Source organism: Nocardia sp. NPDC050712 (assembly GCF_040654295.1).
Classification (GTDB): domain Bacteria; phylum Actinomycetota; class Actinomycetes; order Mycobacteriales; family Mycobacteriaceae; genus Nocardia.
On record NZ_JBFAHT010000003.1, the window covers coordinates 1,601,214 to 1,612,911 of the forward strand.

The following is an 11,698-nucleotide window of genomic DNA, read 5'->3' on the forward strand; positions in this document are numbered from 1 at the left end:
CCCGTAGTCCACCTCGGAGTCACCCAAGAAGTTATTGATCCGTTAGAATCCGATGTCACTTATTTCGGCCGTCATAGACGCAATTTCTCGGCCAGCCGCAGTTCTCGGCCAGCTTCGCCTGTCGAGCCAGCATGTGATGGCGCATGGTTGGGGCCAGTTTGGAAAGTGAGTGGGAGATGCGTGACGCCGCTAGGTCCGGCAAGAAGCGCTGGGCGCTTGGCAATTGGGACCTGCGCTGGAAGGTTACGGCGGTCCTCGCCGTGCCACTGGCGGTCGCGGTCGGGCTCGGCGTGTCGAGGATTACCTCTGAGTTCTCCGAAGCAGGCCGACTCAAGGCTGTTTCGGAGAACATCGAGGTCATCCCGGCGGTAACCGGGCTGCGTTCGACCTACAACACCGTTGTGGGTTCGCAGTTGATTTCGCTGGCGCCGGGCACGTCCATCGTGACCGACCAGAACTTGACCGATCTGGACAAAGCCCTGGTCGTGGCCGAGGGCGCCCTGAGTGATCTGGATAATCTGCCGAAGGCGCGAGCCGCTTTCGAGTCGATGATCACCCAGGCGAAAGCCACTCGGACACAGGGCAAGGCGCCCACGCCCAACGCGGCCGAGGCCCTAGCCCAGATCGACAAGGCGACCAACGAGTCGGTCACCATCTTGGAGACCGCCGTTTCGCAGGTCAGCGACCCGGCCATGGACGCCGCCAAGCTGCGCCTTGTCGATTCGATCAACACCCGAGGCACGCTGCTGCCCGAGCTCGCGGCATTCAGTGAGATCCTGCGCGGCTCCCAGGCCACCGGCATGACCAACTTCTTCACCAGCGCGAGCACCGAGCGTCAGCTGCTCAACATGCTCGCGCACCGCTTCCCCGACGGCGATCCGGCGATCGCCGACCTGCGCGCCGGTGTCGATACCCGGGTGTCGCTGGTCAGCAGCCCCGAAGTGGCGCTGGGCAAGCTTCCGATCGGTGACCTGAAGAACTCGATGACGACCAGTCTGGACGTCTACGACCGAGTTATCGCCAAGGCCACCGGCGACATCGACGCCGCCATGTCGCGGCTGTCGTCCAAGGCCAACACCGACGCGTGGACCTATACCGCGGTCGTGCTCGCCACCATTCTCGCGGCGCTGCTGCTCGCGGTGTTCGTCGCGCGCTCGATGATCGTGCCGCTGCACCGCCTGCGCCTGGCCGCCCTGCGCGTCGCCGAGAGCGATCTGCCGCACGAGGTCGCCCAGCTCCGCAACGGCGCCGCCCCGGAGGACGTGCCGCTGGAACCGATGCCGGTGCGCAGCTCCGAGGAGATCGGCCAGCTGGCTCGCGCCGTCGACGACATCCACGGCCAGGCCCTGCGTTTGGCCAGTGACCAGGCGCAGATGCGTTCGCAGGTCAACGACATGTTCGAGACCCTGGCCCGGCGTTCCAAGTCGCTCGTGGACCATCAGCTCAGCTTGATCGAGGCGATGGAGTACGACGAGAAGGACCCGCGCCTGCTGGAAAACCTGTTCCGGCTGGACCATCTCGCGGCGCGCATGCGCCGTAACGGTGACAACCTGCTCATTCTGGCCGGCACCAAGCAGCGCCGCGCCAAGTCCGCCCCGGTCGAGATCGCCGACGTGCTGCGCGCCGCGATCTCCGAGGTCGAGGACTACGAGCGCGTCAAGCTGGGTGCCACGCCGCGCGGTTCGCTGATCGAGCCGGCCGCCTCGGACCTGGCGCACCTGTTCGCCGAGCTGCTGGACAACGCGCTGCGCGCCTCGCCGCCGGAGACGGACGTGAAGTTCACCTTCGCGCAGGCGCACGACCAGGGTCTGCTGATCGAGGTCGCCGACCGCGGCATCGGTATGCCGCCGGCCGAAATGGTCGAGATCAACCGCCGTTTGGAGCAGACCGCGGAGCCGGGTCCCGACACCGCCCGGCACATGGGTCTTTTCGTGGTCGGCCGGTTGGCCGAGCGGCACGGTCTGACCGTGCGGTTGCGCCCGACCTTCGATACCGCGCGCGACCCGGGTGTAACGGTGACGGTCCACGTCCCGGTAGGCCTGATCGTGCACGGCAAAGCAAGCGTCCAGCAAACCGCGACCCCGGCGGTACCCGCCGCGGTCGAGCGTCCGCGTCCGTCGAACCCGTCGTCGATGCAGATGCGTTCGGTCACCCGGACACCGCAGGGCAACGTCATGGTGACGGTGGATCCCGGTGTCAGCGGGCCGATCCAGGCGCCGAGCACGCCACCGCCCAGCACCCCGGCCGGCGCGGGCGGTCTGCCGCAGCGCCAGCCCGGTTCGGCCGCGGCCGCGGCCGGCATGCGCCAGGAGGGCGCCGCCCAGTCCGGCCCGACCCTGCGCCCCGCGCCGGGTCAGGCGCAGAACGGCCCGCAGCGCGGCAAGCTCGCCGCCGCGAGCCTGCCCAAGCGCAACCTCTCCGGTGGCACACCGCCGCCGCGCCAGCCCGGTACCGCCGAGCCGGCGGTGCCGAGTGCCGCCGGTGGCTTACCGCCGCGGGACCCGAACGCCGGTCTGCCGCAGCGGCAGCCGGGCGGCAACGGAGCCCCGCAACCCGGCACCGGCGGGCTGCCCCAGCGGCAGCCGGGTGCCAACGGCGCACCCACCCGTCAGCCGGATGCCGGTCTGCCGCAGCGTGATCCCACCGCCGGTGGGTTGCCGCAGCGCCAGGCCCCGGCTCCGCAGCGGGACGCCAACCCGATCGCGCCGGCCGCGAGCAGCGGTCTGCCGCAGCGGGAGCCGGGCGTGAACGGCCCCACGGTCAAGGGCGCCACGGTGTCGCCGCCGCGCATGTCCCCGCCCGCCGCGCCGCGTGAATCCGCGCTGCCGCAGCGGGATCCGGGTGCCGGTGCGGTGCCGCAGCGTCCGGCCGCTTCGACCGGCCTGCCGCAGCGTCAGCCGTCCGGTCTGCCGCAGCGGGAACCGTCCGCGGGTGGTCTGCCGCAGCGCGAGCCCATCGCGGGTGGTCTGCCCCAGCGTGATCCGTCCGCGGGCGGCCTGCCCCAGCGTGATCCCGCCGCGGGTGGTCTGCCGCAGCGTGATCCGTCCGCGGGTGGTCTGTCCCAGCGTCAGCCCGCCGCCTCGGCTCAGCCGCAGCGCGAATCCACCCTGCCCCAGCGGCAACCGGGTACCTCGCCGCTGGGCGGCGGTCTGCCGCAGCGGGAGCCGGGTGCTTCGCCGCTCGGCGGTGGCCTGTCGCGCCGCGAGGCTCCCGCCTCCGAGCTGCCGCAGCGTGCCTCCGGTCTGCCGCAGCGCGAACGCGGCAGCGCGGACGTCGCGGACAGCGCATTGTCTTCCGGCACACCGGAAGCGCAGGCGCCCGCCCGTGATCCCGGCAAGCACAGTTACCGCTCGGATACGGCGAAGGCGGCCTCGTTCTTCCAGACTCGACTGCAACCCGCGGTCGAGACCGGATCGACGATGGACAGCCCGATCTTCGCCGAGATGATGTCGGCCTGGCTGTCGGATCCGAACCCGGACCGGTCCCAGGTGGCCGCGGCTTTCGAATCCCCGGGCGACGAAGGTTGGCAGGCCGCGCAGCGGGCATCCGAGGCGCAAGCCGAGAAAAAGACCGCTGCCGGGTTGCCGCAACGCGATCCGGGCGGAAGGCTGGTCCCCGGCGGTGTCACCGGTGCCGCCAGGGAACGTGCACCACGTCGCGATCCCGAGATGATCAGGTCAAGCTTGAGTCGTCACCAGCAGGGCGTCCGGGATGGCCGCTCAATGAAAGCACCCCTAACCGGAGAAGGAGACCGATGAACCCCGATCTAGGTGGTACGAATCGTCAGCTGGATTGGCTGGTTTCGAACTTCGCCAACGAGGTTCCGGGCGTAGCCCACGCCGTCCTGGTTTCGGCTGACGGCCTACTCATGGCCGCGAGCGCGCAGCTGCCGGTCGACCGCGCCGAGCAGCTCTCCGCGGTCACCGCGGGGCTAGCGAGCCTCTCGGTCGGCGTCTCGAACCTGTTCGAGGGCGGCACCGTGCTGCAGTCGGTTGTCGAAATGGAGCACGGTTACCTGCTGCTCATGGCGGTCGGTGACGGTTCCTACCTCGCGGTGCTGACCAACACGTCCTGCGACATCGGACAGGTCGGCTACGAAATGGCTTTGTTGGTCGAGCGTGTGGGCCAGACAGTGCAGGCCACGCCACGCGTCACGATGGGTTCCTGATGGTGGGATGGACATAGAAGATCACCGCGTGGGGAGCGCCGAGCCGAGCCTCGTACGCCCGTACTCGCTGACTGGCGGCCGCACCCGGCCGGCGGTCGAGTTGGCGTTGGAAGCGCTCGTCGCATCGCATCCGGTCGCCCTGGAGCGGCAGTTCGAACTGACCAACATCGAGACGTCAATCGTGGAGTTGTGCAGAGAATCGCCGTCCGTTGCCGAACTGTCGGCGCGTCTGAGTATTCCGATCGGAGTGGCCCGAGTTCTGGTGGCCGATCTGATCGAGGCCGGGCACGTCCGCGTTTCGGCGACTTTGAAAGACGATTCCAGCGACGATGAACGTCGCGAGCTGATCGAAAGGGTTCTCAGTGGACTCCGGCGTATATGATTCGACGGCGCATGTCGATACGCGCACCAGCAAGCCGACCTCGGCGAAGATCGTGGTCGCGGGTGGTTTCGGTGTCGGCAAGACCACCATGGTCGGTGCCGTGTCGGAGATCGTTCCGCTGCGCACCGAAGCCTTGGTAACCAACGCCAGTACCGGAATCGACAACCTGACCGGTGTTCCGATGAAGTCGACCACCACGGTGGCGATGGACTTCGGCCGGATCAGCCTCGCCGACGACCTGGTGCTGTACCTGTTCGGTACACCGGGTCAGTACCGGTTCTGGTTCATGTGGGACGACCTGATCCGCGGCGCCATCGGCGCGGTGGTGCTGGTCGACACCCGCAGGCTCGAGGACAGCTTCGCGGCCGTCGACTACTTCGAGGCGCGCAACCTACCGTTCCTGGTGGCGCTCAACGAGTTCGACGACGCGCCGCGTTATCCGATCGAGGACATCCGGCAGGCGCTCGCGGTATCCGCGGACGTGCCGATCCTGTCGATGGATGCCCGCCGCCGCGAGCCGGCCAAGCAGGCGCTGGTCTCGCTCACCGAGTACGCCCTGCGCAAGGTGATGCAGGGGTACTGAGTACGCTCCCTCGGTGCGCATTTCGGCCGGGGAATTGCTCGAGCAGCTGCTCGATTCGGGCTCGTTCGTCAGTTGGGACCGGCCACCGCTGGAGGTGGCCGGTTCGACGCGGTATGGCGAGGAGCTGCGCCGAGCCGCGAGCACCTCGGGTACCGACGAGTCGGTATTGACCGGTGCGGGCCTGTTGCGTGGTCGCCAGGTGGCCGTAATCGCCTGCGAGTTCGGTTTTCTCGCGGGTTCTATCGGGGTGGCCGCGGCCGAACGCATCGTCACGGCGGTGGAGCGCGCCACCGAACTCGGGCTGCCGCTGATCGCCTCGCCCACCTCCGGCGGCACCCGAATGCAGGAGGGCACTGTCGCTTTCGTGCAGATGGTGAAGATCGCGGCCGCCGTAGCGGTGCACAAGGCGGCCGGTCACCCGTACCTGGTCTACCTGCGCGACCCGACCATGGGCGGCGTGTTCGCCTCCTGGGGTTCGCTGGGCCACATCACCTTCGCGCAACCGGGCGCTCTGATCGGCTTTCTTGGGCCGCGCGTCTATAAAGCGTTGTACGACAAGCCATTTCCCGAGGGTGTGCAAACCGCGGAGAATCTCTATCGCAACGGTGTCATCGACGGCGTTGTCTCGATCCCGGTCTTCCGCCGTATCGCGCACCGTGCGCTGAGTGTCCTCGGTGGCGAGATAGTCACGAGTAGTCCTGCGGCCCAGGGAATTCGGCCCGGCGCGCCCGAGGCCGCCGCTGAGTCGGTGAGCGCTGCCTATGCGCCGGCGGGCACCGAGCCTGCCGATCTTCCAGCCTGGGAATCCGTCCTGGCCTCCCGCCGTCCGGGCCGCCCCGGCATCCGCGACCTCTTACGCCAAGCGACGCAACGGGTTCCGCTCAGCGGCACCGGCCAGGGTGAAGCCGACCGCACCGTGGTGCACGCCCTGGCCCGTTTCCGCGGGCAACCCTGCGTCGTCTTCGGCCACGACCGTTCCGGCCAGCAGGGCGAGAACACCATGGGCCCCGCCGCACTCCGCGAAGCCCGCCGCAGCATGGCCTTGGCCCAAGAGCTCCACGTGCCTTTGGTTTTGATCATCGACACCGTCGGCGCCGCACTGTCCAAGGAGGCCGAAGAACGCGGCCTGGCTCCCGAGATCGCCCGCTGCCTGGCCGACCTGACCACCCTGAACACCCCGACCATCTCGGTGCTGCTGGGCCAGGGCACCGGCGGCGGCGCCCTGGCTCTGCTCCCGGCCGACCGCGTCCTGGCGGCTACCCACGCCTGGCTCGCACCCCTGCCGCCGGAGGGCGCCAGCGCAATCGTCTACCGCGACACCGACCACGCCCCGGATCTCGCTGCCGCCCAGCGCATTCGCGCGACCGACCTGCTCGCCGACGGCATCGTCGACCGCATAGTCCCCGAACACCCCGACGCCGCCGACGAGCCGGTGGACTTCGCCCGCCGCATGGTCCAGGCCATCGCCGACGAACTGACCGAGCTCCGCACCTACCCCGAATCCGAACTCCTGGCTAGTCGGCGCCACCGATACCGCAGGCTCGGCCTCCGGGCGATGTAGATCAGAGTGGCGCACATCACAGCTCTGAGGTTCTGAAACGCAGACATTCCACAATGATCGCTGCCTAGTGTGAGGCTTCCGGCCCCTGCGGCCGGGAGTGGATATCGCTCGGCCCCAAAGGAATTCCCATGAAACGGTTCGTCACCACCGGCCTGATCGCCGTCGCCGCCGGTGCTCTCGTCACGGTTCCCGCCCAGGCCGAAGGGCCGGACTCGATCGGCAGTCCGGAGACCGGTAGTGCCGAGGTCGTACCCAACTGCACGAACGGGACCATGGTTCGGTGGCACGGTACCGGCTCGTCCGTGGTCGACTTCGCTGTGCAACTACCCGCGCTGCTGATCTATCTGATGCCGGGTGTCTCCACCGAAAGTGGCGAGAACGGCGCGGTCGACGGCCCGTGCGACGATGTGAACGAACGCGGTGATGTGACCAAGCTCCTGACCTACCTGTACTCCGGCTCCGCGCACATTTGACGACTACTCCTCGCCGAGCCAGGCGGGGTGCCAGAGGCGGCCGGTCTCGGTCCAGTTCATGAAGCGGACCACGCCGACGATCTTGGGGGTCACCCAGACGGCTTCCTTGCGTTCCTCGGCGAGGAGGGTGTTGTCGAAGGGGCTGGTCTTGCGTTCCAGGGCGTGCAGGCGGCCCGCCAGTTCGCGCATGCTCTCGTCGCCGAAGCCGGTGCCGACGCGGCCGACGTAGATCAGCCTGCCCTCGTGCGGGATGCCGATCAGCAGGGACTTGAAGCTGCGGGCCTCGCTGCGCCGGTAGCCGCCGACGACGACGGCCAGGGTGCGCCAGTTGCGCTGCTTGACCCAGGAGTGGCCGCGCTTGCCGGGCAGGTAGACGGAGTCTTTGCGTTTGGCGACAACACCTTCCAGGCCCTGGTCCTGGCTGTATCGCAGCGCGGCAGCGCCGGGCCCGTCCAAGCGCGGCGGCACCTGCATCGAGGGCACGGTGGCGGCCAGCGCTTCCAGGACGCGGCGGCGGTCGGCATAGCGCTTGCGGATCAGGGAGGTGCCGTCGAGATAGAGGACATCGAAGGCGACGAAGACGGCGCGGGCTTTATCCGCCTGCAGGAGGCCGAGATTGGCGACGCCGTGGTCGTCGAAGACGACGGCCTCGCCGTCCAGAACCACGTCGTGCTCGGACAATTCGCCGGCCAGCGGGCCGATGCCGGGATAGCGCCCGGTCACCACGTTGCCGTGGCGGCTGCGCAGCGTCAGTTTGCCGCCCGTGACCTCGGCGATCAGCCGGAAACCGTCCCACTTGGTCTCGAAGGACCACTCGTCGTCGTCGAGATCGTCGACCTCGCCCTCGGTGGCCAGCATCGGTTCCAGGCCGCGCGGGAAGGGCGCGGCGGCCTGTTTGGCTACCTGCTCCGGCCGAATGCCCTTCGGTTGTGCCGCAGTATCTTTCGGCTCCGGTTCGCCGGGGTTCTGATCCCGCATCAGGTGCATGAGCCACTGGTTGCCGTTGGTCTGGATCAGCGCGAACCGCCCGGTGAGCCGCTCGCCGTGAAAACGCACGATGACCTCGTCGTCGCGCCACTTCTCGGTCTCGTAGGTGCCGGCATCCCAGATCGTCATCTCGCCCGCGCCGTACTGCCCCTTCGGGATGGCGCCGTGGAAGTCCAGATACTCCAGGGGATGATCCTCGGTGTGCACGGCGAGGCGGTTCTGTTCCGAGGAGGTGGGCGGCCCCTTCGGCACCGCCCACGAGGCCAGCACGCCGTCGCGTTCCAGGCGCACGTCCCAGTGCAGCCGCCGGGCGTGATGCTCCTGGACGACGAACCGGTTGCCGTCGGTGGGCTGCGGGGGAGTGGCGGGCACCGGCTCCGGCGTGCGTTCCGGATCGCGCATGGACCGGTACTTGTGCAGCGCGTCGCCGGTCGCACCCGTTAGCGGCGGATCGAGGTCGGCCAGCAGATCGCCGCCGTCCCGCCAGCGGGCGAGCACCTCGTCGAAGCGTAAGTGCCGCAGCTTCTTCCGGCTCTCGATCTCACGCCAGGTGCGCGGTGCCGCGGCCGTGGGGGTATCCCGGCCGCGCAGTGAATACGGCGCGATCGTGGTCTTGGCCGGGTTGTTCTGGCTCCAGTCGACGAACACCTTGCCGGCCCGGACATTCTTCGCCATCGTGGCGGTGGCGAGATCGGGGTGCAGCCGCTCCAGATTCGTCGCCACCTGCTTGGCGACGGTCGAGGCCCCGCCCGGGCTCAGTGGCTTGTCCAAGGGCACATACAGGTGAATTCCCTTGCTGCCACTGGTGACCGGGAACGTCCGCAGGCCGATGCCCTCGACCATCTCCCGCACCAACAGCGCCACCCGCGCGCATTCGGCCAGCCCCGCCCCGGGGCCGGGATCGAGGTCGAAGACGATCCGGGTGGCGTAACCGATCCGGTCGCCGTCGAAACGCCATTGCGGCACATGGATTTCCAGCGCCGCCTGCTGCGCGAGCCAGGCCAGCCCGCCTTCGGAATCGATGACCGGATACTCCGCGCGGCGCGAGGAATGCTCGACGGTGCGGCGCTCCAGCCAGGACGGCGCGTGCGAGGGCAGGTTCTTCTCGAAGAAGGAGGATTCCTCGACCCCGTTCGGCCAGCGTTTACGCGTCACCGGACGCCCCGCGATATTCGGCAGCATGGCCGGCGCGATGGCCGAATAATAGGCGATGACCTCGCCCTTTGTGGTTCCTGTCGCCGGATACAGCACCTTGTCGAGGTTGGTGAGATCAACCTCGACGGGGGACCGGCCCGGGCTGCCACCGAACTCGCGGCGGGGAGACATGACTGAATTCTAGTGGCGGGGACCGACAATCGGTCCCCGCCGCGCGTCAGGCCTGCGAACCGGGCTGCGAGCCGGGCTGCTCTGGCGGCACCGCCTTCTTGGCGGCCTCCTGCACCTTGTCGATCTTGTCTGTGTACTTGCCCTGGGTCTTCTTGTCGACGAAGTCGCCGGCCTTGTCGACCGCGTCATGGATTTTGTCGGCGTTCTTGGCCGCCACATCCTTACCCTTGCCGACCAGGCCCTTCAGACTGTCCGCGAAACTCATTCCCGGGTCCTTCCTGTCGATCGAGCTGCAAATCGAAACCGACTGGTTTCAACCAATATCTTCCCACCAGGGCTTTTCTTCCGCCATACCGGGAAGCGCTTGCGGATCGATGCGCTGACCCGGCATCGGCACGGCGACCCGGGTGCCGGCCGCGGTGGCCGCCTGCACCATCCGGCGCACCGGCTCCGACCATCCGTGGAAGGCGAGGTTGAAGGTCGCCCAGTGGATCGGCACCAGCAGGCCGTGGGTGGCGTCGCCGCCACACAGATCGGCGTGCGCGCGCACCGCCTCCTCCGGATTCATGTGCACATCCGGCCAGCGCTCGTCGTACGCGCCGATCGGCAGCAGCGTCAGATCGAACGGGCCCAGCGCCGCGCCCGCCTCGGCGAAGACCTTGGTGAACCCGGTGTCGCCGCCGAAGTACACCCGCTTGGTCGGGCCGACGATCGACCAGGACGCCCACAGCGTGGTGTTGCGCACCAGCCCGCGCCCGGAGAAATGCCGGGCCTCGGTGCAGGTCAGCACCAGATCGGTGCCGTTGCGCTCGCGACCGAGCGCGGCCAGCGAAACCGAGCCGCCCCAATCCAATTCGACGATCCGATGCTCGGGCACACCCCAGTGCCGCAGGTGCGCGCCGATGCCGAGCGGCACCAGGAACGGCACCGACTGACTCGACACCAGCTCCCGGATGGTCGCCTTGTCCAGGTGGTCGTAGTGATCGTGGGAGATGATCACCGCGTCCAGCGGCGGCAGGTCGGCCAGCGGCATCGGCACCGGATGCAACCGGGCCGGGCCGACCAGCGCGGACGGCGAAACCCGTTCGCTCCAGACCGGATCGGTGAGCACCCGGTAGCCGTCCACCTCGATCAGCGCGGACGCGTGCCCGTACCAGGTGACCGCCAGCTCGGCGGCCTCGGCGGGCGCGGGCGGCGTGCGCAGCGGCACCACACCGTGCGGACGGCCCGCGTTGCGACGGGTCAGCGCCGAAACCAGCAGGGACGGAGCCGAACCCGGCGCGATCTGGCTGCTCGGCTCGGTGTTGTGGAATGTCCGGTTGCGATAGCTGGCGGCGCCGGTCGCGTACGGCGCGATCGCCGACATGGAGGCGCCGATCGCCGACGGGATGTCCCAGACCGCGCGGACCAGCCAGCCGACGCCGACGGCGCCCGCGGCGGCGCCCAGTACCTTCTTCACGTTCATCGCAGTATCCCCTTATCGCCCAAGGAATTTCGCCGCACGCTTCTCTTCCCTGGCCAGCCGCGCCTCCTGGGCGTCGGTGCTGGTCCAGGCCGCCTCCAGCGCCGCACGCTGCTGCGCCGTCTCCGGTTCCCGGGTGCCGTCGTCGTTCAGCACCAGCTTGAGGTGCCGCAGCGAGAGCGGCGCGAGTTCGGCGATCGATTTCGCCCAGGCCTGGGTGTCGGCCAGCGTGCCGATGCGATTGGCGAACCCGAAAGTGTAGGCGTCGGTGGCCGTCACGTGCTCCGCGCCGAGCAGGATGGCGCGGGCGGGCCCGCCACCGATCAGCGACACCAGCCGGCGGATGGTCCAGCGGTCCACCGAAATGCCGAGCTTCGCGGCCGGAATCGCGATGTAGGACTCCGGCGACATGACTCTGAGATCCGAGGCCAGCGACAACTGCACGCCCGCGCCCAGCGCGCCGCCGTTGATCGCCGCGATCACCGGGACCGGCGCCGATTCGATGGTGTGCAGCATGTCCTTGAGATCGGCGAGGAACTGCTCGGAGTACACCCCGGTCAGATCGGCGCCCGCGCTGAACAGCCGCCCGCGCCCGGTCAGGACGATGACGCGCGCTCCGTCATCGACCGCGGTGAGTACTGCTTCGCGCAGCAGCACGACCAATTCGTTGTTGAGCGCATTGCGACGGTCTTCGCGCTGCAATTCGATGGTGACGACATCACCGTCGCGGCTAACTCCGAGCATGCACACTCCCCG

The 11,698-nt window shown here is 68.6% G+C and carries 10 protein-coding genes; 6 read left to right on the plus strand and 4 right to left on the minus strand.

All coding sequences use genetic code 11. The features are described from left to right. Positions 1-176 precede the first annotated feature (176 nt). The 6 genes from AB0H76_RS27920 (at position 177) to AB0H76_RS27945 (ending at position 7,167) form a co-directional block, all read left to right on the plus strand. Entirely contained in the window at positions 177-3,758 is a 3,582-nt protein-coding gene (locus AB0H76_RS27920; protein ID WP_357329696.1) for an ATP-binding protein, read from the plus strand. Next, complete coding sequence (locus AB0H76_RS27925; protein WP_011207200.1) at positions 3,755-4,168, plus strand: roadblock/LC7 domain-containing protein; 414 nt, start codon at positions 3,755-3,757, stop codon at positions 4,166-4,168. The genes AB0H76_RS27920 and AB0H76_RS27925 overlap by 4 nt, the downstream gene beginning before the upstream one ends. 7 nt (positions 4,169-4,175) lie before the next feature. Next, on the plus strand, positions 4,176-4,550 hold the full coding sequence (locus AB0H76_RS27930) for a DUF742 domain-containing protein (RefSeq protein ID WP_356975156.1): 375 nt from the start codon (positions 4,176-4,178) through the stop codon (positions 4,548-4,550). Beyond that, positions 4,531-5,133: an ATP/GTP-binding protein gene (locus AB0H76_RS27935; protein ID WP_357329698.1), complete on the plus strand. Its 603-nt coding sequence runs from the start codon at positions 4,531-4,533 to the stop codon at positions 5,131-5,133. Before AB0H76_RS27930 ends, AB0H76_RS27935 begins: the two co-directional genes overlap by 20 nt. 13 nt (positions 5,134-5,146) lie before the next feature. After that, a complete protein-coding gene (locus AB0H76_RS27940) occupies positions 5,147-6,694 on the plus strand; it encodes a carboxyl transferase domain-containing protein (RefSeq protein ID WP_357329700.1) in 1,548 nt (515 codons plus the stop codon). Positions 6,695-6,822: 128 nt separating this feature from the next. Then, complete coding sequence (locus tag AB0H76_RS27945; RefSeq protein WP_357329702.1) at positions 6,823-7,167, plus strand: hypothetical protein; 345 nt, start codon at positions 6,823-6,825, stop codon at positions 7,165-7,167. Positions 7,168-7,170: 3 nt separating this feature from the next. On the opposite strand, the gene AB0H76_RS27950 is transcribed toward AB0H76_RS27945, so the two are convergent. The 4 genes from AB0H76_RS27950 to AB0H76_RS27965 are packed head-to-tail and all read right to left on the minus strand — an operon-like array spanning position 7,171 to position 11,686. Then, positions 7,171-9,480 (minus strand): ATP-dependent DNA ligase, encoded by a 2,310-nt coding sequence (locus tag AB0H76_RS27950; protein WP_357329704.1) that lies wholly within the window; start codon positions 9,478-9,480, stop codon positions 7,171-7,173. A gap of 46 nt (positions 9,481-9,526) precedes the next feature. Beyond that, positions 9,527-9,745, minus strand: coding sequence for an antitoxin (locus tag AB0H76_RS27955; protein WP_357329706.1), 219 nt, complete (start codon positions 9,743-9,745; stop codon positions 9,527-9,529). Between the two features lie 48 nt (positions 9,746-9,793). Continuing rightward, positions 9,794-10,945: an MBL fold metallo-hydrolase gene (locus tag AB0H76_RS27960; protein ID WP_357329708.1), complete on the minus strand. Its 1,152-nt coding sequence runs from the start codon at positions 10,943-10,945 to the stop codon at positions 9,794-9,796. A 12-nt stretch (positions 10,946-10,957) separates the two neighbouring features. Further along, positions 10,958-11,686: an enoyl-CoA hydratase gene (locus AB0H76_RS27965; RefSeq protein ID WP_357329709.1), complete on the minus strand. Its 729-nt coding sequence runs from the start codon at positions 11,684-11,686 to the stop codon at positions 10,958-10,960. Positions 11,687-11,698 lie beyond the last annotated feature (12 nt).